This is a genomic window from Streptomyces sp. SCSIO 30461 (assembly GCF_037023745.1).
Classification (GTDB): domain Bacteria; phylum Actinomycetota; class Actinomycetes; order Streptomycetales; family Streptomycetaceae; genus Streptomyces.
Genome location: NZ_CP146101.1, coordinates 7,947,203 through 7,972,719, shown reverse-complemented (window position 1 = coordinate 7,972,719; position 25,517 = coordinate 7,947,203). Strand labels below are relative to the sequence as shown.

The 25,517-nt window shown below is 68.2% G+C and carries 27 protein-coding genes; 13 read left to right on the top strand and 14 right to left on the bottom strand.

The genetic code is table 11. The features are described from left to right. Nucleotides 1-30: 30 nt before the first annotated feature. Nucleotides 31-1,278: an FAD-dependent oxidoreductase gene (locus V1460_RS35815; RefSeq protein ID WP_338677760.1), complete on the bottom strand. Its 1,248-nt coding sequence runs from the start codon at nt 1,276-1,278 to the stop codon at nt 31-33. 66 nt (nt 1,279-1,344) lie between these two features. On the opposite strand from V1460_RS35815, the gene V1460_RS35810 reads away from it, so the two are divergent. After that, complete coding sequence (locus V1460_RS35810) at nt 1,345-1,530, top strand: hypothetical protein (protein WP_338677759.1); 186 nt, start codon at nt 1,345-1,347, stop codon at nt 1,528-1,530. Between the two features lie 329 nt (nt 1,531-1,859). Here V1460_RS35810 and V1460_RS35805 read toward each other — a convergent pair whose 3' ends face one another. The 4 genes from V1460_RS35805 to V1460_RS35790 all read right to left on the bottom strand — a co-directional run bounded on the left by V1460_RS35805 (nt 1,860) and on the right by V1460_RS35790 (nt 5,909). Continuing rightward, on the bottom strand, nt 1,860-2,555 hold the full coding sequence (locus V1460_RS35805) for a response regulator transcription factor (protein WP_338677758.1): 696 nt from the start codon (nt 2,553-2,555) through the stop codon (nt 1,860-1,862). A gap of 4 nt (nt 2,556-2,559) precedes the next feature. Further along, nucleotides 2,560-3,795, bottom strand: a complete 1,236-nt coding sequence (locus V1460_RS35800) for a histidine kinase (RefSeq protein ID WP_338677757.1) — start codon at nt 3,793-3,795, stop codon at nt 2,560-2,562. A 17-nt stretch (nt 3,796-3,812) separates the two neighbouring features. Beyond that, nucleotides 3,813-4,682, bottom strand: coding sequence for a CPBP family intramembrane glutamic endopeptidase (locus V1460_RS35795; RefSeq protein ID WP_338677755.1), 870 nt, complete (start codon nt 4,680-4,682; stop codon nt 3,813-3,815). Between the two features lie 639 nt (nt 4,683-5,321). Beyond that, the gene (locus tag V1460_RS35790; protein ID WP_338677753.1) at nt 5,322-5,909 is read right to left on the bottom strand and encodes a TetR/AcrR family transcriptional regulator; all 588 of its coding nucleotides are present in this window, start codon (nt 5,907-5,909) and stop codon (nt 5,322-5,324) included. Nucleotides 5,910-6,065: 156 nt separating this feature from the next. Between V1460_RS35790 and V1460_RS35785 the strand changes: the two genes are divergently transcribed. After that, nucleotides 6,066-7,025 carry a chlorophyllase/cutinase-like alpha/beta fold protein gene (locus V1460_RS35785; RefSeq protein ID WP_338677752.1) on the top strand — a complete coding sequence of 320 codons (960 nt, stop codon included), beginning with the start codon at nt 6,066-6,068 and terminating at the stop codon, nt 7,023-7,025. 419 nt (nt 7,026-7,444) lie between these two features. Continuing rightward, entirely contained in the window at nt 7,445-8,020 is a 576-nt protein-coding gene (locus tag V1460_RS35780; protein WP_338677751.1) for an SAM-dependent methyltransferase, read from the top strand. A gap of 673 nt (nt 8,021-8,693) precedes the next feature. Here V1460_RS35780 and V1460_RS35775 read toward each other — a convergent pair. The 3 genes from V1460_RS35775 to V1460_RS35765 form a co-directional block, all read right to left on the bottom strand. After that, complete coding sequence (locus V1460_RS35775) at nt 8,694-9,194, bottom strand: hypothetical protein (protein WP_338677749.1); 501 nt, start codon at nt 9,192-9,194, stop codon at nt 8,694-8,696. A 200-nt stretch (nt 9,195-9,394) separates the two neighbouring features. Further along, nucleotides 9,395-10,057 (bottom strand): response regulator transcription factor, encoded by a 663-nt coding sequence (locus V1460_RS35770; RefSeq protein WP_338677748.1) that lies wholly within the window; start codon nt 10,055-10,057, stop codon nt 9,395-9,397. Continuing rightward, entirely contained in the window at nt 10,054-11,205 is a 1,152-nt protein-coding gene (locus tag V1460_RS35765) for a sensor histidine kinase (RefSeq protein WP_338677747.1), read from the bottom strand. Before V1460_RS35765 ends, V1460_RS35770 begins: the two co-directional genes overlap by 4 nt. Nucleotides 11,206-11,400: 195 nt before the next feature. Between V1460_RS35765 and V1460_RS35760 the strand changes: the two genes are divergently transcribed. Beyond that, complete coding sequence (locus V1460_RS35760; protein ID WP_338677746.1) at nt 11,401-11,739, top strand: DUF6223 family protein; 339 nt, start codon at nt 11,401-11,403, stop codon at nt 11,737-11,739. A gap of 543 nt (nt 11,740-12,282) precedes the next feature. Here V1460_RS35760 and V1460_RS35755 read toward each other — a convergent pair. From V1460_RS35755 to V1460_RS35735, 5 genes are all read right to left on the bottom strand, one after another. Next, complete coding sequence (locus V1460_RS35755; protein ID WP_338671540.1) at nt 12,283-13,632, bottom strand: IS110 family transposase; 1,350 nt, start codon at nt 13,630-13,632, stop codon at nt 12,283-12,285. Between the two features lie 325 nt (nt 13,633-13,957). Further along, nucleotides 13,958-15,307: an IS110 family transposase gene (locus V1460_RS35750; RefSeq protein ID WP_338671540.1), complete on the bottom strand. Its 1,350-nt coding sequence runs from the start codon at nt 15,305-15,307 to the stop codon at nt 13,958-13,960. A 564-nt stretch (nt 15,308-15,871) separates the two neighbouring features. Next, nucleotides 15,872-16,192, bottom strand: a complete 321-nt coding sequence (locus tag V1460_RS35745) for a hypothetical protein (RefSeq protein WP_338677745.1) — start codon at nt 16,190-16,192, stop codon at nt 15,872-15,874. Continuing rightward, a complete protein-coding gene (locus V1460_RS35740; protein WP_338677744.1) occupies nt 16,189-16,530 on the bottom strand; it encodes a hypothetical protein in 342 nt (113 codons plus the stop codon). The genes V1460_RS35745 and V1460_RS35740 overlap by 4 nt, the downstream gene beginning before the upstream one ends. Then, the gene (locus V1460_RS35735) at nt 16,527-16,796 is read right to left on the bottom strand and encodes a hypothetical protein (RefSeq protein ID WP_338677743.1); all 270 of its coding nucleotides are present in this window, start codon (nt 16,794-16,796) and stop codon (nt 16,527-16,529) included. Before V1460_RS35735 ends, V1460_RS35740 begins: the two co-directional genes overlap by 4 nt. Before the next feature lie 1,302 nt (nt 16,797-18,098). Here V1460_RS35735 and V1460_RS35730 point away from each other — a divergent pair. From V1460_RS35730 to V1460_RS35705, 6 genes are all read left to right on the top strand, one after another. Then, complete coding sequence (locus tag V1460_RS35730) at nt 18,099-18,584, top strand: hypothetical protein (protein WP_338677741.1); 486 nt, start codon at nt 18,099-18,101, stop codon at nt 18,582-18,584. A gap of 192 nt (nt 18,585-18,776) precedes the next feature. Then, a complete protein-coding gene (locus tag V1460_RS35725; RefSeq protein WP_338677740.1) occupies nt 18,777-18,995 on the top strand; it encodes a hypothetical protein in 219 nt (72 codons plus the stop codon). Between the two features lie 64 nt (nt 18,996-19,059). After that, nucleotides 19,060-19,422: a hypothetical protein gene (locus V1460_RS35720; protein ID WP_338677739.1), complete on the top strand. Its 363-nt coding sequence runs from the start codon at nt 19,060-19,062 to the stop codon at nt 19,420-19,422. 53 nt (nt 19,423-19,475) lie between these two features. Beyond that, a complete protein-coding gene (locus V1460_RS35715; protein ID WP_338677738.1) occupies nt 19,476-20,039 on the top strand; it encodes an IS630 family transposase in 564 nt (187 codons plus the stop codon). Between the two features lie 555 nt (nt 20,040-20,594). Next, nucleotides 20,595-21,845, top strand: a complete 1,251-nt coding sequence (gene ltrA / locus V1460_RS35710; protein WP_338677737.1) for a group II intron reverse transcriptase/maturase — start codon at nt 20,595-20,597, stop codon at nt 21,843-21,845. A gap of 119 nt (nt 21,846-21,964) precedes the next feature. Next, nucleotides 21,965-22,489, top strand: coding sequence for an IS630 family transposase (locus V1460_RS35705; RefSeq protein WP_338677736.1), 525 nt, complete (start codon nt 21,965-21,967; stop codon nt 22,487-22,489). A gap of 138 nt (nt 22,490-22,627) precedes the next feature. Here the strand turns inward: V1460_RS35705 and V1460_RS35700 are convergent, their stop codons facing one another. Beyond that, nucleotides 22,628-23,452 (bottom strand): transposase family protein, encoded by an 825-nt coding sequence (locus V1460_RS35700; protein WP_338677735.1) that lies wholly within the window; start codon nt 23,450-23,452, stop codon nt 22,628-22,630. Between the two features lie 174 nt (nt 23,453-23,626). On the opposite strand from V1460_RS35700, the gene V1460_RS35695 reads away from it, so the two are divergent. The 3 genes from V1460_RS35695 (at nt 23,627) to V1460_RS35685 (ending at nt 25,516) form a co-directional block, all read left to right on the top strand. Then, the gene (locus V1460_RS35695; RefSeq protein WP_338677734.1) at nt 23,627-24,022 is read left to right on the top strand and encodes a VOC family protein; all 396 of its coding nucleotides are present in this window, start codon (nt 23,627-23,629) and stop codon (nt 24,020-24,022) included. 100 nt (nt 24,023-24,122) lie between these two features. After that, nucleotides 24,123-24,287 carry a hypothetical protein gene (locus V1460_RS35690; RefSeq protein WP_338677733.1) on the top strand — a complete coding sequence of 55 codons (165 nt, stop codon included), beginning with the start codon at nt 24,123-24,125 and terminating at the stop codon, nt 24,285-24,287. A 482-nt stretch (nt 24,288-24,769) separates the two neighbouring features. Then, nucleotides 24,770-25,516, top strand: a complete 747-nt coding sequence (locus V1460_RS35685; RefSeq protein ID WP_338677732.1) for a helix-turn-helix domain-containing protein — start codon at nt 24,770-24,772, stop codon at nt 25,514-25,516. The last annotated feature ends 1 nt before the right edge of the window (nt 25,517 follow it).

Genomic DNA, 25,517 nt, shown 5'->3' with positions numbered 1-25,517 from the left:
CCTCACTTCTGGCATGGACGGCAGGACGGCTCAGCCACGGGCGGCTTCTCCGCTTCCGACCGGGCGGGTCGCTGTCTCGTTGCCCGATTCCGGTGTGTCGGTCAGGCGTTGCCTTCGAGTGGGCAGGCCGAAGGTGGGGTGGGAGGTGGTCCACAGCGACATGCTGAGGATGCCGGCCTTGATCCGCGCGGCTTTCCGGCCACCCAGGTACTTCGGCTTCGCCTGGGCGTCATGGCCGACCATCTGCAGGATGCCGTCGCGCCGCCCGAGGCTGATGTGGTTGCCCACGTACTCCAGCCCGGTCTGCTTGATCTTGCCGCCGGTCAGGCGGGCCACGATCGCGGCCGTCGCCTGTCGTCCGGTGTAGCCGGCCGAGGCGCAGGACATCGGCAGGGGAAGGCCGTTGTCGCCGAGGGTGTGGGCGCTGTCGCCGACGGCGTACACGTTCGGGTGTGATACCGAGCGCATGGTGCGGTCGACGACGATCCGGCCGCCGTCGGTGACCTCGAGGCCGGCGTCGGCGGCGATCGGGGCGACCGCGAACCCGGCCGTCCACACGGTCGCGTCGGACGGCAGGGCGGTGCCGTCCGCGCAGAGCACCCGCTTCGCTTCGACGCTTTCCACGCCGGCGTGCTCCAGGACGGTGATGCCGAACCGGTCGCAGGCCTGACGCAGGTGGTCGCGGGCCCCGGCGGAGAGCGGAGTGGCCAATGCGCCTCGGGCGATCAGCGTCACCGACAAGCCGGGCCGGGACTCGGCGACCTCGGCGGCGGTCTCGATCCCGGTCAGCCCGTCGCCGACGACCACCACCTTCCCGCCCTCGCCCCGCGCCTCCAGATCGTCCAGGCGGTCACGCAGCCGCAGTGCGGAGGGACGGCCTGCGACGTCGAAGGCGTGCTCGGCGACACCGGGGACACCGCGGTCGTCGCCGTGGCTGCCCAACGCGTAGACGAGCGTGTCGTAGCCGACCTCACCGCCACCGTCGGTGCCGGCTACGGCGACGACCCGGCGCTCGGGTTCGATGTCGGTGACCTGGGCCAGCCGCAGCCGGATCCCGGTTCCCGTGAAGACGTCGGCGAGCCGTGGGGCCTCGATCTCCTGGCCGGCTGCGAGCTGGTGCAGCCGCAGCCGCTGTACGAAGTCCGGCTCGGCGTTCACCACGGTGATCTCGGCATCCGACGGGGCCAGCCGCCGAGCCAGGGTCCCGGCGACGTAGGCACCGGCGTAACCGGCGCCGAGTACGACGATGCGGTGCTTCGTGCCGTTCCTGTCAGACATGGCTTCCTCCTCTGTCTGGGGGTGGTCGGACACAAGACACCGGACCATCGCCCCCTGTGACAGGAAGTGACCCGGATCACCTTCCGGAGGGGCCAGGCGAGGCGCGGAAGCGAGGGCAAGCGCTTCCAGGAGATCGACGCTGTGCCCGCTGCCCCGACCGCTGTCACCGAACTCGTCTCCTCCCACTCGCCGTTCCCGTCACGGCCCTCCGAGCTCGCCGACCTGATCGCCAAGGCGGCCGCCGGAGCGTAGTGCATCCGCGCCGCGGCGATGCCCACGGCATCGGGTTCGGTTCGTGCCCGGTGCCCGATGGCGTACTGACATGCCACCGTGGTGGCATCCGCGTGATGAGCGGGCAGGCGCCCGGGAATGCCGCCCGGCGGGCGACGGCAGGACGAACGGACCGGTGATGCGGCTACCGGTTCACCCGTGTTCCGAGGTGTCGCGGCCGGGCGTGCCCCGCGGTCCTCGCGGTGGAGCGCCGGAACCGGCCCGGACCCGGGCTGGTCGGGACAGGCCGCGGTGGCACACCGGTCACCGGCGGGCCGCGCAGCGGGTCAAGCCGTGGGTCAAGCCGTGGGTCAATCCGTGCCGGACGCCAGGCCGACGCGGTAGGCGAGGACGACGGCCTGGACCCGGTCGCGCAGGCCCAGTTTGGCCAGGATGCGGGAGACGTAGGTCTTGACCGTCTCGGGGGTGATGAACAGCTCCGCGGCGATCTCCGCGTTCGACAGGCCCCCGGCGATCTGCCGAAGCACCTCCAGTTCGCGCGGGGTCAGGGCCTTGACGACCTCCTCGCGGGCCGGACGGGCGCTGTCGGTGGGGCGGAGATGTCCGGCGAAGTGGCCGATGAGGTGGCGGGTGACGGCGGGCGCGAGCAGCGCCTCGCCCCGGGCGACCGTGCGGATACCGGCCACCAGCTGGGCGGGCGGGGTGTCCTTGAGGAGGAAGCCGCTGGCGCCGGCCTTGAGGGCGTCGTACACGTACGCGTCGACGTTGAAGGTGGTGACGACCAGTACCTTCGGTGGGTCCTCGGCATCGGGACCGGCCAGTTGCCGGGTGGCTTGGATGCCGTCGAGCAGCGGCATGCGGATGTCCATCACGACCACGTCGGGGCGCAGCCGCCGCGCGGTCTGGACCGCCTCGTGCCCGTTCTCGGCCTCGCCTACGACCTCCATGTCGGGCTGAGAGGAGAAGATGGTGACGTAGCCGGTCCGCACCAGTGCCTGGTCGTCACAGACGAGGACACGGATGTGCCTCGGGTCAACGTAGCTCACTTGCTCACTCCTGGAATTCCTTTACCGGCTTGGGCGGGATGCTCGCACGGACCTCGAACCCGCCGTCGGGCCGGGGTCCGGCCTCCAGGTCACCATCGAGCATCCGTACCCGTGCGCGCAGCCCGGCCAGCCCCCTGCCGCCGCCCGTGGCCGGTTCCCGTACCGCCGCCGGGGGGCTGTCGGATCCGGCGGTGGTCACGGTGAGCTCGATGCGCTCCTCTCCGTACCGGACCCGGACCCGGGTCGGCTGCCCGGCCGCGTACTTCATGGCGTTGGTGAGTGCTTCCTGCACCACGCGGTAGGCGGCGAGTTCCACGTCCACGGCCTGCGGGCGCCGTTCGCCCTCTTCGGCGAACTCGACGTGCTGGCCCGACCTGCGGGCCTGGGCCACCAGGTCCCCCAGCCGTCCCAGGGTGGGCACCCGGTCCGCGTCGCGCGTCGATCCGGTGGACGGGGAATCGCCGGTTGCCTCCAGTACGCCGAGGAGGTAGCGCAGTTCGGTCAGGGCTCGTCGGCCGGTGTCGCTGACCGCCACCAGTCCCTCGCCGGCCCGGTCCGGCGCGGAAGTGAGCAGGAACTGCGCGGCGTCGGCCTGGACCACCATGGCCGTGACGTGGTGGGTGACCACGTCGTGCAGCTCGCGGGCGATCCGGGCTCGCTCGGCCGCTGTGGCCACCTCGGCGGCCAGCCTCCGCCGCTTCGCTTCTTCCGCCCGCCGCATGCGTACCGTGCTGCCCACCAGCCAGACCGCGGCCAGCGTCAGATAGAAGGTGGAAAAGACCGTGACGCCCTGCGGTGAGCCGAGATGGTGCAGGACGACGGCCAGGGCGGCGTAGCCCGCGCTCGCCGCAGCCACCAGGGCGGGGCGGAAGCGGATCTGGTGGGCCCCGGCCGAGTACAGGGCCGCGTACAGGCCCAGGCTGGCGAACGTGGTGGCATAGCCCAGCGCCTGGTGCGTGGCGAACGCGCCCGCGACGACGGCCAGGGTGGCGGCGGGCCATCGGCGGCGGAAGGCCAGTGGCAGGGTCTGGGCCAGGATCAGCAGGACGCCGACCGCGTCCGCCGGCCGCTGGGGCAGATCGCCGATCTGTGCCCCGAGGTTCGACAGGGCCGACACGAAGGCGAGCAAGGCCAGCGCCAGGGCGAGGACACCGTCCTTGAAGGAGGCGCCCCGCCCCTTCCACCAACCGATCGGCGCCCGGAGTCGCGGAAGGCTCCAGGTCACCTGACGGGACATCATTTGCGTATTCTCCGGTCTCAGCGCCGGGCTCGCCGCCGGGGGAACAGGCCGCCGGCCCGGCGGGCGAGGACGAACATCGGGATGGTGATCAGCACGCTGAGGAGCACGGGTACCATCGACGCCTCAAGTCCGAAGATACCGCCGGTCAGCAGCGTGGAGCCGTGGGCCTCGACCGTGAACAGGCCGTCGGGGGTGTGCCCGGACAGCGGAATGCCGGCGAGCTGCTGAACGGTGTTCCAGGCGAAGTGCAGGCCCGCGACGAACCAGATGCTGCGCCTCCACATGTACGCGAAACCGAGCATCACGCCCGCCTGGAGGGCTATCGCCAGCGCGCTCCACAGGCTCGCCCCCGCCCCGCCCAGGTGAGCGGCGCCGAAGAACACCGCGGTGACCGCGATCGCGATCCGGCTGCCCCACCGCTGCTCCAGGCCCTGCAGGAGAAGACCGCGGAACATCAGCTCCTCAGTGACCGCGGTGCCGATCTGCACCATCACCGCGGAGCCGGCCACCGCGAACAGTCCCCTCCCGGCCCAGGAGATGGAATAGCCCCCCAACAGGGCGATCAGTACCAGGGATGTGAGGATGAAGCCCAGGCCGATCGCCCCGCCCCGCAGCGCCTCGCGCACGGCACCGGGCCGGGCGATCTCCGAGGTGTCACGCCCCGCGAGCCGGCGCATCACCAGCGCGTACACCGCCACCGCGGCGGCAGCACCCAGTACCGGCACCGGACCCGGACCCGTAGCGGTGAGACTCGCCACCAGACCGACCCCGACCAGCCCGGTCGCCGTCCAGCCGAGCGGGGAGCGCAGGAACCGGCCGCCCCGGCCGACCGGCCCGGTGCCCGGAGCGGGTTCCGCTTCGTGCCGGGCAGTGAATGTCGTGCTCATGGCGACCTCCCCTTGTGGCGGTGGTCGCACCGGCGGCGACCTGACAACCACGCTAGGAATCCGCCGACGTCCGCGGATCACCCGCCGATGGACAGCCCGGTTCGCTCTCACGGGGGATGCGCCACTCCTGCCCGCCCGCTCCGGCCCATGTCGCTACGGCGCGCAGCCGCGGCACGAACAGGTTCAAGCGTCCCAGGAAGGTCAGGCACCACAGCCGCTTGCGTCGCGCGCCCAGCTTCGCGTGGTCAGTGTGCCGATTCGGGCGCCGTACGGGAATGAGCTGTGCCGCGTCCTCGGGTGATTGCGTGCCGACTCACGATGCGTTCCGCATCCCGGCTGCGGCCCTCGTGTTGAGCGGGGCTCAGTTGCCCAGGTGGGCGGAGACGGGGTTGGGGGTCCCTGGCGGTGAGGTAAGCGGCGCTCGGGATGTGGTCGGTGTTGCCGTGCAGCGCGATGGAGGTTGGGCCCTGGAGGCCGTCGGCGGCGGTCAGGACGGTGGTGCGGGTGCCGTCGGGCCGGATCAGGGCGATCCGGTTGACGGCGCGTCCGCGGGTTCGGGCAGGGTGGCCGGGATCCGTACCGCTTCCGGCGCGGGAGACTGCGGCAACCTGGCGAGCCTTGGCAAGGGTGCCGGTTCGTTCATGAGGGCCGCAACCCCTGAAGGAGCGGCTCGATCAGCCTTCGAGGGTCGTAGCGCGGGTCGCTGTCGCGTCCGATGCAGAGGTTGCCGATGCCGCGCATGAGTTCGTAGGGCTGTATGCCGGGACTGATCTCGCCGGCGGCGACGGCGGCGTCGAGCAGCTGGGCGCAGACGGGCATCAGCCGGTCGAGGAAGTGGGTGTGCAGCGTGGCGAAGCGGTCACGGTCGGACTGGAGGGCGTCGGCGAGTCCGTGCTTGGTGACCAGGAAGTCGGTGAAGAGGTCGACCCACTGGCGCAGCGCGTCGAACGGGGAGACGGCGTCGGCCAGCAGCTTCGGGCCGGCTTCGGCGCATGCCTCGATCTGGTGGTGATATACGGCGGTGACCAGGTCCGCCCGAGTGGGAAAGTGGCGGTAGAGCGTCCCCAGCCCGACGCCCGCCCGGGCGGCGATTTGGCGGATCGGTGCGTCGATCCCCGAAGTGACGAACACCTCCGCTGCGGCGTCGAGAAGCGTCTGCTGGTTGCGTACCGCGTCCGCTCGCTTGCTGCGGGCTGACGCTCCTCCGGCCGGGCCTGCTGTGGGCACCACGCTCTCCTTCCGGCGACCATTGACGAAACGGATCAGCGTTCCATATCTTAAATGGAACAACGATCCGCTTTCAGGCTAGCTGACTGCGGGCACTCCGCCACACCCGCCGCCGTCCGCAGACGGCGGCAGGCGTCATCGAAGGGCATGCTCCTCATGAGCGAATCCGCTCACACAGCCGACACCCTCCACTCACCCACCCCTGTGTTTTCGGTCAGCCCGGTGGTGCTGCCGGCCCCCGGCCGCGCCGTGGACCTCCAGGTGCGCATCTCCGCGCCGGTGACCGGGAGCGAGCTGCCGGTCATCCTCCTCTCGCACGGTCTCGGCTTCTCCAACAACCTCTCCTCGCTGAACGGCTACGCCCCGCTCGCGAACTTCTGGGCTGCCCGCGGCTTCGTCGTGATCCAGCCCACCCACCTGGACTCCAGGACGCTGAGCCTGGAGCCCGACGCCCTCGGGGCCGTCGCACACTGGCGTACCCGGGCCCAGGACATGACGCGTGTCCTCGACCAGCTCGACATGATCGAGGATGCCGTCCCGCAGCTCGCCGGCCGCCTCGACCGGAGCCGGGTCGCCGTCGCCGGACACTCCATGGGCGGGCACACCGCGAGCCTGCTTCTCGGCGCCCGCCTCACCGATCCCCACGACGGAACGACGGTGAACCTGGCCGACCCCCGGATCAGGGCGGGCATCTTGCTTGCCGCGCCCGGCCGGGGCGGCGACGCCCTCACCCAGTTCACCGTCGAGAACTACTCCTTCTTCCTGACCACCGACTTCTCCACGATGACAACGCCCGCGCTCGTGGTCGCCGGAGACAAGGACGACTCCGCCTTCCTGACGGTCAAAGGCCCGGACTGGCACACCGACCCCTACGTCCTCTCCCCCGGCCCCAAGTCCCTGCTCACCCTGTTCGACGCGGAGCACGGGCTCGGAGGGGTCTCCGGATACGACGTCGCCGAAACAACGGACGAGAACCCCGAGCGGGTCGCCGCCCTCGCCACGCTCGCCTGGGCCTACCTGCGCAGCGAGCTCTACCCCGGGGACTCCGCCTGGCAGGCAGTCTGCGACGAAGTGACGGCCGGTCCCAACCCGCTCGGACGGGTCGAATCCAAGTAGGTCCGTGCAGGCCGGCTCCATGAGACGGCTCCGCATTCGGGTTCCCCGTGAGGTCTGGGACGGGCTGCCGCCCGCCTCGCCTGATCAGGCGGCTTGGCCGTAGCCGACCGGGGCGGGTGAGACTGAGGCACGCGCCAGGCATGCCGGAACTCCGCAGCGCGGACAGTCACGACCCCGGCACGTGGCGGCGCATCCGCTGTGTCAGCGGCGAAACTCAGCAGGCGCTGGGTTTCGGAAACGGCCACGGCGATGGGGTGGCTCTTACGCCCGGCAGCAGGGTTTCCGGATCATCCAGCCGCGGACCTCAGCGACCTGATCAACCAGCCGGACATCGCGGATTCAACCTGAGTGATGCCCGACGCGTATACGGAATTGCGGTACGGGCCGTGGTTTTTCGCGCAGGGTGTTAGCGTGTTTATATGACCGCCTCGCTCTTGTTTCTTCGTGAGTTCATCAGGTCGCCTCTGATGACGGGAGCGGTGATGCCCAGTTCTCCGGAACTCGCCAGGCAGATGACTCTTTCCGTGCCCGAGCGTGGCAACCCTGTTGTCGTTGAACTCGGGCCAGGCACGGGCCCCGTCACCGACGCTATCCAGCGGCGGTTGTCCGGGCGGGGAAAACACCTGGCCATCGAGATGAACCCGCACCTCGCCGAGGTCGTCGCGCGACGGTTCCCAGAGGTGGACGTTATTCTGGGAGACGCGACCTCGCTGCCCCGCCAACTCGCTGTGCGGGGGTTGACCGCCGCCGACGTGATCGTGAGTTCGCTGCCCTGGACGGCCTGCAGAGGGAAATTTCTCTCCGCGGTCTGCCAATCGCTTGATTCTGCTGGGGTGTTCACTCAATTTTCGTACGTCTGGACTTGGTGGGCTGCACCGTCAAAGCGCAGGCTGAACGATATACAGAACGCATTCGAAGAGGTTGTGGTCAGTCGCACTGTCTGGAGAAATGTGCCTCCAGCTTTGATCTACATAGCTCGCCGAAAGCGAATGTGATAAGCGGCAAATGGTAGGCGGGGCGGAAAAAGACGAGTGTCAGTCGGCTGAGACCGGAATCCGCCGGTCCGGATCAGGTTGACGGTGGGAGGGGTGGCTTGGTTCTCCATCATCCAGATGCCTGTGACCGACCTGATCGTTCGGCTGTGCTGGTCTTCCCAGGGACGAGCACGGGCGGCGCTTCGTGCGGGACGCTCGCCTTGCCGTCGCCGGGCAGGCCACCGGCCAACCGGCGGGCCGAGAAGCAGCTGGCGCAGGGTGAGCATGCGGTTGCCGCGGGCGGCGGTGGTGCACTGGCCGCAGCAACAGAGGCGGCGGCGGCCGCCAAAGCAGCCCGCCGGAGGTGATGCACAGCGGACACGGCACCGCCACGTGTCGGGTCCGGGCCGAGACCACCACCACCGCGTCGCCGCCGTCCGCCATGTCCTCGATGACCAGCGCCGATAGCCCAAAAAACACCTTCCCCATAAGGGAGTTGACATCCATCACGAGATCATGACCAATGGAGGCCACTCGGCGTCACCACCGACTACGGGCCAGAGCCGATCGTTTGACAGACCCCATCCTGGACATCACCAGCAACCCGGACACTCACGGAACTTGATCAAGCCCTGACGGAGACCACGGCCGGGCAGGACGTCCTGCCCGGCCGTGGCGGCTACCCTCAAAGTCGTCAGTACTTCACGTTCCGCAGGTGGAAAACCACGCGGTAGGACGAGTCGTTCAACCGGCTGAAATCGGCGTAGCCCGTCACATAGGCGTAGAGGCCCGTGCCGCCGGTGACCGCTTCCGTGAATTCGTCCGGCTGCTGATTCTCCGGGTCCGTCTTGATCCCCTGCACGGTGATCTGCCCACGCGGCGTGTCGAAGGTCTCGATGCACTGCGATACGGAGTCCGGCGTTTCGACGGCCATGATCAGGCACTGCACCCCGAAGGTCCCGAACGGCTTCCCCGTGCCGTAGAGGGAGTTCTTGCCCGTGAATCCGAACTGTGTGCCGGCCACAGCGTCCGGTGGTACACCGAACGTCCCGGTTGTCTCGCTCACGATGTCCAGAACCTTCCCGCCGCGGGGGGTGGCTTCCTTGGTAGCCATGGCGGTGGTAGTCGTCAGCATCGCGGCGGACAGTGCCAGCGCGCCCACTGCGAGCGTGCCCTTGGGCCTCAAGAGGTTCATGTGCGTCCTTCCAGTAGAGAGAGACCTAGACCTAGCCCAACCTGCAACGTGGGCTTGGGTGGCGCCAGCGCAGATCCCTGCCCCTGGTCTGTCCGGGTCTGCAATGCCGCGCAATGGCGTAGTCGAGCGTGGGCTGTGTCGCTGCGCGAGCCGTAGCGTTGGCGAGACGGCTCACTCCTCGCCGTGCTGCTGAGTGAAAGTCAGGCGTTGCGTGGAGTCACCAGACCGGACTCGTAGGCCAGGATCACGAGTTGGGCGCGGTCGCGGGAGTGGAGCTTGGTCATGGCCCGGTTGATGTGGGTCTTCGCGGTCATCCGGGTGATCACCATCCGGTCGGCGATCTCGTCGTTGGACAGGCCCTGCGCGACCAGGGCGACGGCCTCGCGTTCCCGGTTGGTCAGCTCCTCCAGCCCCGTGCAGGTAGGGGTGTCGAGGGGCTGGGCGACGTACCGGTTGATCAGCTTGCGGGTGATCGACGGCGCGAGCAGGGCGTCGCCGCGCGCGGCGACGCGTACGGCGTGGAGGAAGTCTTCCGGCAGGACGTCCTTGACGAGGAATCCGGTCGCTCCCGCGCGCAGTGCGTCGAAGACGTACTCGTCGAAGCCGTAGTTGGTGAGGATGACGACGTGCACTCCGGCCAGGGCCGGGTCGGCGGCGATGCGCCGCGTCGTCTCGATGCCGTCCATGACGGGCATCTGGACGTCGATGAGCGCGATATCGGGCAGGTGTTCCTCGACCAGCGCCAGGCCGTCCCTCCCGTCGCCGGCCTCGGCCACCACCTCGATGTCCTTCTCCAGGTCGAGGAGGGCGCGGAATCCGCTGCGGATGAGCGGCTGGTCGTCCACCAGCACGACACGGATCACGAGGTTCGCTCCACGGGGAGTTCGGCCTGGACGGTGAAGCCGCCTCCTGGGCGCGGTTCGGCGCGCAGCCGGCCGCCGAGGGCGGTGACCCGCTCACGCATGCCGAGCAGCCCGAAGCCAGGGGTGGGGACCGTGTCCGGCGAGGCCGTGCCGTCGTCGTCAACGCGTATCGCGACGGCGTCCGGGCGCAAGTCGATTCCGACCGATGCCGTGGCGGCGTGGGCGTGCCGGGCGATGTTGGTGAGTGCCTCCTGAACGACCCGGTAGACGGTCCGGTCCACCGCGGCCGGCACATCGTGCGGCCGTCCCTCGACCTTCAGCGCGACGTTCAAGCCGATCTTGCGCGCCTGTGCCACGAGGTCCGGGACGTCGTCGAGCCCGCGTGGCGGGGCGGTTCCATCGTCGCGCAGAGCCTCCAGGGTCGCGTGCAGTTCCCGGCTCGCCTCGCGTCCGGCCGTCTGGATCGCCAGCAGGGCCTCCGGTACCTGTTCACCCCTCTTGCGGGCCACGTGCACGGCGACTTCGGCCTGCACCTTGATGACCGAGATCTGGTGGGTGAGCGAATCGTGGAGCTCTCGCGCTATGCGTAGCCGCTCCTCGTCGGCACGCCGCCGCGCGGTCTCCTCCCGGGTGCGTTCGGCCTCGTCCGCGCGCCGCTCGGCCTGCCGCAGTGCCTCGCCGGCGGCCCCGGCGGCGATCAGCCAGGCGATCTCCAGGGCGCCCCGTGACTGCGCGAGCGCGCCGCCCAGGTCGCTCATGCCGGAGACCAGGGCGGCGAGGGGGAGGGCGGCGAGCATGGCGACGCCGGCTGCGATCGTGAGCGTACGGTGGCCGGCCCGTACGGCCGCGTACACGGCGAACAGGTAGGCGACGGCGGGCACGTCGAAGCCGGCCGCCTGGTACCCGACCGCGCACAGGCCGGTGACGGCCAGGACGGTGACCGGGGCACGGCGGCGCGCGACGAGAACGAGGCCGCCGACGGCGAGGAGCGCGTAGCCAAGCAGGCTGACCGGGTCGAGGCCGGTGGTGAAGCGTTGCCTGGAGAGGCCCGTGATCAGCAGCGCCGCACCTACGCCGATGGCGATCGCGATGTCCACGATGGCCGCTCGTGACTCGGCTCGCGGACCGGACCGTGCTGTGCTGCTCATGCGCGCAACCTACCCAAGTAGCGCTTCTGGCGAGTCCGTCCGACGGACGAGAGGACGGCTACCGCGCGCGCAGTACCTCCGCTTTGCCTGCCGCGTCCGTGGCAGTGCGAAGTGTCTGCGTCTGTCGGACGACCAGAGGCAGGCCCGGCGGACATGCTCGGAAGGCATTCATCGCAGGAGGAGAAGGAGCACGTCATGTCCGTCCGATACGCGCTTGCCGAGGTCCAGCCGGTCGCTGCCAGTGTCTTCCATGTGAGCGCCGGGCGGGCGGGCGCCACCACGGCCGCGGTGCTCGGGCTGATCGGTGTGGCCGCCGGCTGGCGGGCTCTCCGCCGCTCCTGGCGGCCCGGGGCAGCCGTGGCTCTCTCGGCTGGGCTGATCGCCATGGCTCTTGGCGGGCTCGTCGCGGCCACCGCGTCCGGTGGCCTCGGTACTGGCAACGGCCTGGGCGGAGCCTATGTCGGCCTGTTGGTGGGGCTGATCGCGACCGCCCTGGGTGGGCGGGCTCTGGCTCGCTTCCGGACGACCGGCTGACCGCTGGGCCCGGCTGACCGCTGCGCCTGGGAAGGGGGGCCAACCCCGCTTTGGGAAGGCGAACTCGCCCTGCAGGCGGTCGTGTCCCGCGACGTGGTGTAGGGGATCAAGATCTGTGCGTTCCGGTACGCGGCCCGTGGTGATCTCCATCGGCGCAGCAGCCCACCAAGCCTGCCGGTGAGGCAGGTTGGGCGCCCGGCAGGGCGGAGCCGCCGTCCCTGGCCTGCGGATTCCGGCGCCTTGATCCTCTACACCACTTGGCGGGACGCCATCCTGCAGGCGGCAACTGTATGCCAGGTCATGCGAAAAGGGTCTCGTGATGTGAGACGTCGCCCCGCACGGGTGTTGCTGGCCGCACTGGAAAGGCCCTCTGGTCAGGGTATTCCTGCGAGTTGGAGCACGGGGAGGGCACGGCAAGGGCTGAGAGGTCTAGACAGCAAACAAGCCCCAGGTCGCTGACCGGAAAACTCGGGGGTTCGACGGGCATGGCGATGTGGCCCCTGGGGCTGTGCCGACGGGGTTGAGGGGCGGTGCGGTGGTGTGTCAGGCGCCTGCCGGGGTGAGGGTGACGTCGTGGCCGAGGGCGGTGAGCTGGCGGACGAGGTCGCGGGTCTTGCGGGCGGGATCGAGGTTCTTGGTGTGCCAGTCGGGGCCGAGGTCGCGGTAGCGGGCGGTGGGGTCGTTCAGGAGGTGCCAGACCGTGACCAGGATGGAGCGGGCGACGGCGACCAGTGCTTTGAGGTGGCCTCGGCGTTTGACGATGCGGCGGTAGCGGGCGCCGAGGAAGGTGTCGGTGCGGGCGGCGGAGATGGCGGCTTCGCCGAGTGCTCCGCGCAGCCAGGGGTTGCCTTTGCCGGCGGGTCCGGAGGTGTTCTTCGGGCCGGACTGGAAGGTGCGTGGGGATAGGCGGGCCCAGGAGGCCAGGTGGTCGGCGGTGGGGAACACGCTCATGTCGGTGCCGATCTCGGCGAGGATGACCTGGGCGGTGGCCGGTCCCACCCCGGGGATCTCGTCCAGGCGCTCGACGTCGGTCAGCGGCATCAGCATGCCCTGACCGGGCCGGTCGTCGTCCCTGTCACCGTCCCTGTCGTCGTGGGTCGTGGACAGCTCGGTGAGACGGGTGGTGATGCGGGCGGTGAGCTTGTCGATCTGCATGGTGAGGTAGTCGACGGTGTCCAGCAGCATCCGCAGCATGAACGCGTGGTGTTCCTCGAACCCGCCCGCCAGTGCCTCTTGAAGGGCCTGGGGGCTGGCTTTGATGGTGCCGTGTGCCAGGTCGGCCAGGGCCCTGGGGCTGCGTTCGCCCGCGATCAGCGCCTCGAGCATCGCGCGGCCGGAGACGCCGAAGATGTCGGAGATCACCGAGGACAGCTTGATCTGCGCGTCCTCCAGGAGCTTCTCCGCGCGCTGCTTGTGCCGGGTGCGCTCGTGGGTGAGGACCGCGCGGGAACGGGTCAGGTCCCGCAGCTCCCGCACCGGCTTTGGCGGCACGAACGAGGCTCTGAGCATGCCGCGTTCGGCGAGCTTGGCCAGCCACACCGCATCGAGCCTGTCGGTCTTCGGGCGGCCAGGCACGTTCTTCACGTCACGCGCGTTGACCAGCCAGCATTCAAGCCCCCGCGCCTCCAGGAGAAAGAAGAACGGCTTCCAGTACGTCGAGGTCGCTTCCATGACCACCCGGGTGACGCCCTGGCATATCAGGTGGTCCGCGAGATCCAGGATGGCGCCGCTGGTCGCGGCCACGTGCCACACACGCTGTACTCTCCGGCCGGGCTTGTCCTCGTGCGGCACCCGGGTGCACACCATCCCGGATGCCTTGGCGATATCGATCGCCGCGACCCGCTCCACCAGCTCCGGTCCCTGCTCGCTCTCCTCGGCATCCGTCTCCGCCACGGGCGCGTGCCCCTTCCCCCTCGTTCCGTTCGTACAGGCGGCGCCCGCCCCAAGGGGCCACGGGGAAGACGAAATCTGACCGGCGTGCTCTACGGCAACAAGGCAAGGCCCCGCAGCGGCCCCTGCACCAGACTGACCTACGGGCTTGGTGTCCCAACGAGCAACCGGAGTCGGCGAGCGGGCGCCGCGATCATGTTTTCACGCCGGCAAGGCGTTCCCCGACAGGGACCAGAAGGGCTGACCGGAAAACTCGGGGGTTCGACGGGCATGGCGATGTGGCCCCTGGGGCTGTGCCGACGGGGTTGAGGGGCGGTGCGGTGGTGTGTCAGGCGCCTGCCGGGGTGAGGGTGACGTCGTGGCCGAGGGCGGTGAGCTGGCGGACGAGGTCGCGGGTCTTGCGGGCGGGATCGAGGTTCTTGGTGTGCCAGTCGGGGCCGAGGTCGCGGTAGCGGGCGGTGGGGTCGTTCAGGAGGTGCCAGACCGTGACCAGGATGGAGCGGGCGACGGCGACCAGTGCTTTGAGGTGGCCTCGGCGTTTGACGATGCGGCGGTAGCGGGCGCCGAGGAAGGTGTCGGTGCGGGCGGCGGAGATGGCGGCTTCGCCGAGTGCTCCGCGCAGCCAGGGGTTGCCTTTGCCGGCGGGTCCGGAGGTGTTCTTCGGGCCGGACTGGAAGGTGCGTGGGGATAGGCGGGCCCAGGAGGCCAGGTGGTCGGCGGTGGGGAACACGCTCATGTCGGTGCCGATCTCGGCGAGGATGACCTGGGCGGTGGCCGGTCCCACCCCGGGGATCTCGTCCAGGCGCTCGACGTCGGTCAGCGGCATCAGCATGCCCTGACCGGGCCGGTCGTCGTCCCTGTCACCGTCCCTGTCGTCGTGGGTCGTGGACAGCTCGGTGAGACGGGTGGTGATGCGGGCGGTGAGCTTGTCGATCTGCATGGTGAGGTAGTCGACGGTGTCCAGCAGCATCCGCAGCATGAACGCGTGGTGTTCCTCGAACCCGCCCGCCAGTGCCTCTTGAAGGGCCTGGGGGCTGGCTTTGATGGTGCCGTGTGCCAGGTCGGCCAGGGCCCTGGGGCTGCGTTCGCCCGCGATCAGCGCCTCGAGCATCGCGCGGCCGGAGACGCCGAAGATGTCGGAGATCACCGAGGACAGCTTGATCTGCGCGTCCTCCAGGAGCTTCTCCGCGCGCTGCTTGTGCCGGGTGCGCTCGTGGGTGAGGACCGCGCGGGAACGGGTCAGGTCCCGCAGCTCCCGCACCGGCTTTGGCGGCACGAACGAGGCTCTGAGCATGCCGCGTTCGGCGAGCTTGGCCAGCCACACCGCATCGAGCCTGTCGGTCTTCGGGCGGCCAGGCACGTTCTTCACGTCACGCGCGTTGACCAGCCAGCATTCAAGCCCCCGCGCCTCCAGGAGAAAGAAGAACGGCTTCCAGTACGTCGAGGTCGCTTCCATGACCACCCGGGTGACGCCCTGGCATATCAGGTGGTCCGCGAGATCCAGGATGGCGCCGCTGGTCGCGGCCACGTGCCACACACGCTGTACTCTCCGGCCGGGCTTGTCCTCGTGCGGCACCCGGGTGCACACCATCCCGGATGCCTTGGCGATATCGATCGCCGCGACCCGCTCCACCAGCTCCGGTCCCTGCTCGCTCTCCTCGGCATCCGTCTCCGCCACGGGCGCGTGCCCCTTCCCCCTCGTTCCGTTCGTACAGGCGGCGCCCGCCCCAAGGGGCCACGGGGAAGACGAAATCTGACCGGCGTGCTCTACGGCAACAAGGCAAGGCCCCGCAGCGGCCCCTGCACCAGACTGACCTACGGGCTTGGTGTCCCAACGAGCAACCGGAGTCGGCGAGCGGGCGCCGCGATCATGTTTTCACGCCGGCAAGGCGTTCCCCGACAGGGACCAGAAGGGCTGACCTGCATAAACGTGCGACGATGGTTGCGGCTTGGTTGCTTCCGCGCCCCCTTGTTGACCGCTGTTTACCGCCCCTACTGGCACGTTATGGCGCGCGCCTCCCGGCGGGAGCGTCGAGGTGGACGCCTCCGTGTGCGGGGTTGAGGGGTGCCGGGGCCAAGCCCCGAAGGCGGTCACGACGATCCAGGGCTCGGCGTGTCGGCGTGTGAGGGTGTCGACAAGTCGGGTTCGTCCGTCGGACTCGTCCATGTTGTGCGGGTCATGCTCGGCGTGCACACCGAAGGGTGACGCCCGTGGCAAGCAGGTGCACGGGTAGGTGGCGGGTCACTGCCAGAACACCTCCTCGACGATGATCTGCGGGTCGGCGGTGCGGCGGGTGAACGTGTAGTGGATCCAGCCTCGGCCGTGATCGAAGTAGCAGACGTACAGCCCGTTCGGCGCCGTCGACCGAAGCGGCGCGATACGGCAGCCGGGAGGGAGGTCCGGAACGTTGTCGATGCCGCGGAAATAAGGGTCCTCGGCGGTGACAAGTTCGGCTCGGATGCCGTCGATCAGGTCGCGTACCGGCTTGGGTAGGGAGTCGCGCGTGGTCCGGGCAGTATCGACCCAGTCCATCTGCCAGGGCGGCCCCATGAAGTCGCTCACTGGCCGGGCTCCGCCTTCCCCGCCTCGCGCCGAAGGTGAGCGGCCTGCGTGAGCAGCTGCGTGGCTTCGGCGTTCGTCGTCGCGTCGGTTGCCCGATGCTCCAGGTCGTGGATGTGCCGGTCGAGCGCAGGATCGCGGGCGATGGCGAACTCGGCCCACCACTGGGCGAGGAACGCCGGAACCGGGGCGATGTCGTGTGCGTCGCCGATGGCCCACTTCCAGTGGGCGTCGAAGTCGGCGAGGAGCTGCGGTGTGTGCTCGGCGATCGCGGCGCGCAGCGCCTTCGTGTTCCGCTCGGGCATCGGCGGGATGCCGGACGGCCTGGGGGCGGTCGTCATGCCGCCACCTCCTCCGTCTCGCTGCCCTCGGCGGCCTGCTTGGCCTTGTAGGCGGCGGCGAGGGTGGACGCGTACTGGGGTGTCCACTCCATGTGCCTGGCGACGGCCGGCGCTCCGCCGCGGCCGAGGTCTACGGCGATACGCCCCGCGGTCTCACGGAAGTGTGCGACGGCGTCGTCGGCAGCCTTCCTCGCCCGGTCCAGTTCGTGCTTCTGCGCGTCGGTCAGGGCGGCCTGCGGGGCTCGGGTGCGGGGCTTATGGGTCATGGGAGGAGTGTGTACCCCACGCCGGTAAACCGCAATGAAGGCTTGATGTTAAGAGAGTCGCTCGAAAGAGCCGATCTTGGATCGCTGCATAAACAACAGCAGGCCGGGCGGGGCGTGAGCCGCCTCTCTGGGCGCCTCGCGCTGATCGTGAGAGCAGTTGTCGGCCGACCGGTGCTGATCGCCGGCTGCCTCGTCGAGGACGACACCACTCCCGCCTGCTGGCGCGCGCTGCCTGCCGATCCTTCCACTCCGGCGAGGTCAAGCGACACTCGGAGCAGAGGAGTTGGTGGCATGCGAAAGGCACTCTGGGCGGGGCATTCCTGCGAGTTGGGGCACGCGGAGGGCGCGGCGGGCCCGAAGAGATCTAGACGACAGCGAAGGCCCTGGTCTGCGACCAGGGCCTTCGCTCAAGAGCGGGTGACGAGAATCGAACTCGCGCTCTGAGCTTGGGAATCACCCGGCACCTGGACCGTATATGTCGCCTGACCTGCAGGAACGTGCGATGACGGCTACGGCGTGGTTGCTTCGACGGCCCCCTTGTTGACCGCTGTTTACCGCCCCTACTGGCACGTTGTGGCACGCGCTCTCGTGGGGCATCAGGCGGCGATGCCGATGGGGTGGATCCCCGGTCGTTCGGTTGTCGACTCGGCGTGCCGCCGCCTGCGCATACGTTTCGAGGGATCTCGCCGGACCGGTGGCCGGCAGAGCAGCGGCGTGCGACGGCCTCGCTCCAGCAAGGGCGAGGTCAAGGCCCTGCGCATGTCGGCCTCGATCCGTCGGGCCCATTTGGATCGCCTGAGCCTCCTCGCCGCCCTGGCTCCCTGAATCACTCAGCTGTCGGACCAGGCGCGACGGGCCATGAGCTGCTTTAGGGCGAGGTCATCGGCATCGCGCGGAGGGCTGTAACCGTCAAGCTGTCGGCACTCTGCACATTCACCGCTGCCGCGCCGGTGTGTTCGCCCGGGTCTCTGCAAGCGGTCCCGAGTGAAACACGAAATAGACGATGGAGTTCTGGCGGCCGGACGCCACTTGTCGAATTCGCGGTTCCGCTTTGCGTAGCAGCGAATATATCGCTGCCCACAACTCGTTATCGATGCCTCAAGGCTTAGGCTGGGCCGTCCACATTTACCGGAACAAGAGGCTCCAGCCGCCTTGTCCTACTGTGCGAGTCTGTCTGAAAACCTCTCACGCCTAACGGCAGCTCATGAGTAGCATTCTTGCTGTCCTGATCGCGATGAAAGGACGTCGATGAAAGATTCTAAGAAAGTGGGTGTGAATTGGGCTAGTAGGGCAGGAGGAGCCTTGCTCGCCCTGCTAGCCGCGATGCTGCTCATGGTTGCAACCGCGACCAGCGCACAGGCGCACGTCGTCTACGAGCGTGACGAGGTCTGGGCCAACACCGACTCGACGAAGTGCCTCTATACCTACGCCGAGGTGTCTCACGGCGGCAGAGGGGGCTACGTCAAGTCCGAGGGGCTGTCCTCCTCCGGAATCCCGGCGGCCCAAGCGTGCATCCTGGTGTGGAACCGTCCAGCCGGTTACCTTGCGACGGGCTACAGGTACTGGAAGTGGAACGGCTCGCAATGGACCGTGTGTAGGGAGTACATGTCGGGCATCTACAACACCACGACGACCTCACGGGTGACTGGTTCGTACAACTTCGGGGTCGTCCCGCCATGCGGCGGCGGATACTACGCAACCACGGGCTACAGCGGGGTACTCTACGGCGGTCAATGGCTCGGAAAGAACGTCGGCGTGTGGTCTGGCCAGCACTTCATCGAACCGTAGAGCATCTCGATCAACGGGAGGAAGCGAATGGCGAGAAGAAGCAAAGCGGCGGCCGTCGCGGCTGCTGCGGCTTTACTGCTCGGTGGGATTATGTCGATCTCAGCGGCGGCATCAGGGCCGGATTCAGGGACCTCCGAACCTCCGCCCCGTCCACCGTGGGTCAACGCCGACGGAACCGTCGACGACAGCAAGATGCCCGACACCGTGCCCGTCGTGGGGCCGGACGGGAAGCCGCTCAAGGACGCCAAGGGCAAGGCGGTGCGCGTCGACCCGCGTTCCTTCGAGCCGGGGAAGGCTCCTTCGGAAAGGCGGGCCGCTCCCGGTGAGAGGCGCTGGACCGAGACAGACAAGAACGGGCGAATGGTTGAGCACGTAGAGGTCGAACCGACCGTGCCGGCCGCTGTCAACTGATCCGATCGGCGCGTGTCCGGTACAACGTTCGTTGTACCGGACACGCGCGTGGGGAGATTTCGCGATGTTCGTGGTGCCGTTGCTCGCAGGTGTCTGGATTCTCTTGATAGCAGTCGGCGTGATTGTCGATGCGGTTTACAGCAGCGTGTTCACCGTTGTTCTGTCTTTCGTGGGGATCGCGCTGATCGTCGCGGGAGTCCGAATGGCAGCGGGCAAGGCGTCAGCGGTGCGGTTGGCGCGTCGCAGTGCGGTACTGGGGCTGGCCGTTGTGGCGTTCCCTGCCGTTCTGGTCCTGTTGGGCTTCGCTTTTACGCGGGATGTGCAACGTCTGTTGCTTGCTTCCGACGTCCTGTGGTGGAGCGCTGCTGGAACGGTCCCGGCTCTGGTCGTCTTGCTGATGTGCCGGGAGAGGCGGGCGAGCGACTAGTGTCTCGTGATTCCGTTAGCATTACTTGATCTTGTGTGGCAGGGTGGCTTGGTATGGAGCTCTCCGTGGAACAGGTCGCCGAGTTGCGGGAGTTGGTGAACAGCAGGGACGTGCCTGCGGATGTCGCCACGCGGGGCCGGATCGTGCTGTGGTCGGGTGAGGGGCGCCGACGCAAGGACATTGCCGAGTTGCTCGGGGTGTCGCTGCCCACCGTGGACCGCTGGAAGACCCGTTATGCCGAGCAGGGCCTGGCGGGGCTGGACGGGGAGCGTCCCGGTGGTGCATGGGAGCAGGTACCGGCCCGGGTACGGGCCCGCGTGATCGCGCTGACGCGTATGACACCGCCGGACGGCACGGGGCTTTCGCACTGGTCCACACGGGAGTTGGCGAAGTACCTGGAGCGGACCGAGAACGTCACCGTGTCCTGGCACTACATCGCGCGCGTCTGGCGCGAGGAGAGCCTCAAGCCGCACCGCAGCGGCACCTTCAAGATTTCGAAGGACCCGGCGTTCGCGGAGAAGGTGGCCGACGTGATCGGCCTCTACCTCGCCCCGCCGGGCGGCGCGGTGGTCCTCTCGATCGACGAGAAGACGCAGATCGTGTGCCACGAACGCTGAAGGAGGCGTTGAGGTAGCTGCTTCTGGAAGCGGTGCTGTGTGAGAGATGGAGGTAGGTCCTCCGGGGTCGCCCTGCAGGGGGAGATCCCAAACCACCGCAGGCTGCGCCGGTTAAGTGCCGGGGTGGTGAGCGCTGCGGCAAAAGGCGCGACAGCGATCGCGTCAGGTATGGGTCAGAAAGGCGAGCGTGAGCGAACCGCTGATGACGTGTCGTAAATTTTCTCAGTGGCGTCGAAACCGGGGCATGATCTGGGCTCTGGGACAAGTCCGGGGGGAGCCTGCTGACTGCCCGGATGGCGTCCGGCATGGAGGCGGCGCGAGTCTGGCCCGGGCTCTTGCATGGAACGTGGGAACCTGTCGCCCCGATACTGCCGCCGGCCCGTTGGGCCGGAGGCGAGAGGGAGAACCCCAAGCGGACAAAACCGCGAGGAGTCGAGTACCGATGCGGGGCACGGGGGCGGACCGTCTCGTAGTAGCGATGAGGCCCGGTAATGCGGGCGGAGCGAAGGGGACGGATCGTCCGGATCTGCTTGGTGGCCAACCGGAGTGCCCGGGATGAACCAGACGAGCGGATCGAAGTCGTTCGAGATCTCGAAACACCTGGTGCTCGAGGCGTACTTGAGGGTCAAGGCCAACAAGGGCGCGGCGGGCGTCGACGGCGAGTCGATCGAGCAGTTCGAGGCTGACCTGCGGGGCAACCTCTACAAGCTGTGGAATCGCATGTCGTCGGGCTGCTACTTCCCGCCGCCGGTACGGATGGTGGAGATCGACAAGCCGGGAGGACGCGGGGTCAGGGTCCTCGGCGTGCCGACGGTCGCGGACAGAATCGCGCAGACGGTGGTGGCGATGGTGCTGGAGCCGCTGGTGGAGCCTGTGTTCCACCCGGATTCCTATGGCTATCGACCCCGGCGTAGCGCACTGGACGCGGTCGAGGCGTGCCGGGAACGGTGCTGGAGAACGGACTGGGTGATCGATATGGACATCCGGGGCTTCTTCGACAACCTCGATCATGATCTCGTCCTCAAGGCGGTCGCCCACCACACCGACCAGCGGTGGGTCCTGCTGTATGTGGAGCGGTGGCTGAAGGCCCCGCTCCAGCGGCCGGACGGCAGCCTGCTCGCCCGGGACCGCGGCAGCCCGCAGGGCTCAGCGGTCTCACCCGTGTTGTCCAACCTGTTCATGCACTACACGTTCGATGCCTGGATGGCCCGGGAGCACCCGGGCATCCAGTTCGAGCGGTACTGCGATGACGTGGTGGTCCACTGCCGCAACGAGGTCCAGGCGCATCGGGTGCGTCAGGCCATCGCCGAGCGGCTGGCCGAATGCGGGGGTCTGGAGCTGCATCCCCAGAAGACCCGCATTGTGTACTGCAAGGACAGGAACAGGCGTGGCTCAGCTGAGCACACCTCGTTCACGTTCCTGGGGTACGGGTTTCGCGTGCGCAGGCTCCGGACGAAGCGCGGGGAATACTTCTTCGGCTTCAATCCGGGGGTCAGTGACGAGGCCGCCAAGCTGATCCGGGTGCAGATCCGCCGTTGGCGGCTGCACCTGCGCAGTGACACGACCCTGGAGCAGCTCGCCCGGGAGATCAACCCGGTCGTGCGGGGCTGGATCAACTACTTCGGCCGGTTCCATCCGACCGCGTTGCGTTCCAGCCTCAACCGCATCAACGACTATCTGGTGCGGTGGCTCGTCCGCAAGTACAAGCGGTTCCGGCACAAGCGAGCGCGGGCGCGAGAGGCGCTGGGCCGTCACGCGCGACGGTTCCCAGGACTCTTTGCCCACTGGAAGCTCGTCACGCCGTAACCGTGCACGACTGGACGATGGGAGCCGTGTAAGCCGAGAGGTTTACGCACGGTTCTGAGAGCGGCGGCGGGTGAAATCCCCGCCGCCGACTCACCCAGGCGCTGGACCGAACCCAGCCGGTGCTGCCCGTCGCGTTCGCGGCGAGCGAGAAGCGCACCGCCGACTACGTCCGGCACGGCACCACGAACCTGTTCGCCGCCCTGAACGTGACCACCGGCGAAGTGCTCGGCGAGTGCAGGCCGACCCGGAACGGCAAGGACTTCCTGACCTTCTTGAAGAAGGCGGTGAAACCACACGCCGGAAAGGACATCCACGTCGTCCTGGACAACCTCTCCACGCACACCACCCCAGAGGTCAAGGAGTGGCTGGCCAAGAACCCGCACGTCCACTTCCATTTCACTCCCGTCGGCTCCTCGTGGCTGAACCAGATCGAGATCTGGTTTGGAATCCTGACCCGGCAGTCCATCCGCCGCGGCACGTTCTCCAGCGTCAACGTCCTGATCAAGCAGATCCGCGACTACATCGACTCCTGGAACGAGAACGCGAAACCGTTCACCTGGACCGCGACCGCCGGCGAGGTCCTCGCCAAAGTCCGACTCGTCGCGACCAACGTGAAGAAACTCGTCAATAACAACTCGAACTGACATGAACAGGATCACGAGACACTAGCCTCGGCGCTCCGGTTGAGGGTTTACACCGAAGCACCAGGTAGGCCACCAAAGCCACCGAGGTGGCCATTGAACCCTTCTCGGTAACGTCTCGTGACGGTTCGTGATCTTCGGTCAGGTGGTGCACCCGTGTTCCATCTGGAGCAGGACGAGGGCGGCTCGGGCGATCCGGGTGATGCCGCTGGGGTCGAGGCTGACCCGGCGCAGGGCCTTGAAGGTGACCTTGAGTAGGGCGTTGGCCCGCTCGGCGACCGCGTGGACGCCTCGGATGACTGAGTTGAACGCCTGCTGCCCGTCGTCGAGTTCGCCGCCTTTGGGCTTCTTGACCGGATGGCGGAAGCCGTCGCCGGCGCTTTCGTAGCCGAGGTCGGTCAGGGTGGGAATGTCAAGGGTGGAGGCGAGCCGGTTGAGGGCGTCGACCAGGCCGTGGGTGCGGGAGCAGGTGGTGTCATGTTCGCGGCCGGGGCGGACCGGGGAGACCCAGATCGGCCAGCCGTCGGGGGCGGAGATGACCTGGACGTTGCCGCCGTGGTGCTTGTGCTTCCCGGACCACCAGAGGTCGGCGCCGTTGGGGCCGGGGGCGGCGACGCGGTCGGTACGGATGACGGTGCCGTCCAGGTTGAGATGGGTGTAGCCGGCGGCCGCCGCCCGTTCCAGCGCGGTGGACAGATCCGGGGCGTGGTCGGCGAGCACGGTCAGCCCTTCGTGCGAGTAGCGGTACGCGGTGGGCACCGAAACCCCGTTGTCCCGGGCGAGTTGGGCCAGCCGCGTCCCGTCGACGAACCACCGCGGCACCAGGACACCCTGCTTGAGGACGCCCAGAGCGCGGGTCCCGTTGCGAGTGCCGAGCCGTTCGCGGTGCTCGCGCAAGAGTCGGGTGAGAGACTCGGCGGTCTCCCTACCGACGTCGAGTGTTGCGGTATAGGTGATACTGGTCAACGCGTGAAGCCTCTGGGTTCCGGAACGTGATCTTCGCAGACCTGTTCCTACCAGGGGCTTCTCGCATACCTGATGCCGGGTCAGTCCGTCTGGGCCAGTCAGGAAGATCGCGGATCTGTCGGACGGGCGACCTGGCCAGTACTCTGAGCCCCGTCCGCACTATCTGGGAGAGTCATGACAAGTAGGTTCACCGAGTTGGTCGTTGACTGCCGTGATCCGGAGAGGCTCGCGGCCTTCTGGTGCGAGGTCCTGGACTTCAAGGTGATCGACCGGAGCGCGGGCAGGGTCGAGATCGGTTCCTGGGTGCCGACCGTCGAGGATGTTCGGGGTCGTCAGATGCCACCCACCCTGCTGTTCATCCAGGTACCCGAGGGCAAGGCCGTGAAGAACCGGCTTCACCTCGACGTCAGCCCGATCGACGGCAGCACCGAGGACGAGGTGACCAGATTGATCGGCCTCGGCGCTACCAAGACGGATGTGGGCCAGGGTTCAGACCGAAACTGGGTGGTCATGGCAGACCCCGAGGGCAACGAGTTCGACGTCCTACGCACCCTGGCACCGCAGAGCTAGGCTGCGAGCGGGCACCCGCACCCGTCACACACCGCAACCGTCACGTTGCCGAGAAGACCTCATTGCCCGGCATCCGGAGACCGCTGCCCGACCTCACGCCTTGGAGACCCGCGCCGGAGAGGTCACCGATCTCGCCGAGGCTCGCGCCATCGCCGCTGAGACCAGCCGCATCCGCAACGTCGCCACGGGCCGAGGAGGGCATCCGTACCGTCGGCAGCGCACCTCGGTGACCGGCGAGCGTTGGGTACCGCCGCACTTTCTCTGACACGGGAGATCGCTGCCACCAGGCACGCAACGGGCATGCGATGCCTGATCCGGTCTGGACAACAACAAAGCCCCGGGCCTTTGGCCTGGGGCTTTCTACTGGAGCGGGTGACGAGAATCGAACTCGCGCTCTGAGCTTGGGAATCGCTCCGCACTTGGGTGCCTGTATAGCCGCTGACCTGTGGGAACGTCCTTGCGGGGAATCGTTCGGCGGGTCGCCGGGGGAGCCCCTGTTGACCGCTGTTCACCGCCGCTACTGGCACGTTGTGGCACGCGCTACGGGATGGTCGGGGTGAGGGTGAAATCCCCGCCTGCGAGTCCGCTGACTTCCCTGGCTGAGGCGCTTGCCCCGCTCAGTGCCTGGATTGCCCGATAGACGATTGCGCCTTGCCTCCCGATATCGTGAGGGTTGACGCAAGAAGATCGGGGCTGCATACTGAATTGCGGGTTCTCTCCTGGCATCGGGAGAGGAGGCGCAAGGGGATGATCATGGAATTGCTGTCGGTGAAGCAGGCTGCAGCCCTGCTCGGGGTGGACGACTCCCGTGTTCGCCAGCTGCTGTATGACGGAACGCTCCAAGGGCAGAGAGTCGGTGGTCGTTGGCTGGTTGTCGGGGGCAGTGTCCGGGATCGTAAGGACCGTGGCACGCGCTCGCGGAGACCGCTGTCGCCCCGTAACGCGTGGGGCGTTCTCGCGCTGCTGGATGGCCGTCCGCCGGTGGATCTGTCCGACGCCGAGAAGTCCAGGGTGAGAGCGCGGCTGCGGAGCCTCATCGCCCACGAGCGGTTGGCCCCGGCGCTGCTCCGGGAACTTCTTGCCGCCCGGGCTGAGGTGCGCTCGTACCGCGTTCATTCAGGCGTCCTGCCGACGTTGCTGGCCGCTCCGGATGTGGTGAGGGGTGGTGCGAGCGCCGCAGCGCACGTGGGGGCGGACTACGTCGCTCTCGGGCGTGCAGAGATCTACGTGCATCCCGAGAAGGTGCAGGAGTTGGAAGCCGAGTTCGGGTTGGTCCGTGACGAGGAGCGGGGCAATGTCTTGCTTCGCATCCCACCGGCGGAACTCTGGTCGTTCCTGACTCAGTCGCCCGGAACGGCCGGGCAGGGCCACGACGCTCCGGCCTCGGTAGTGGCGGCCGACTTGCTGGACCTCCACGAGGGTCGAGCCGACGCCGCGGCGTCCAGGTTGCTTGCGTCCCTCCTGGCTCGCCACGTACAACCACGGAGGGCGTGAT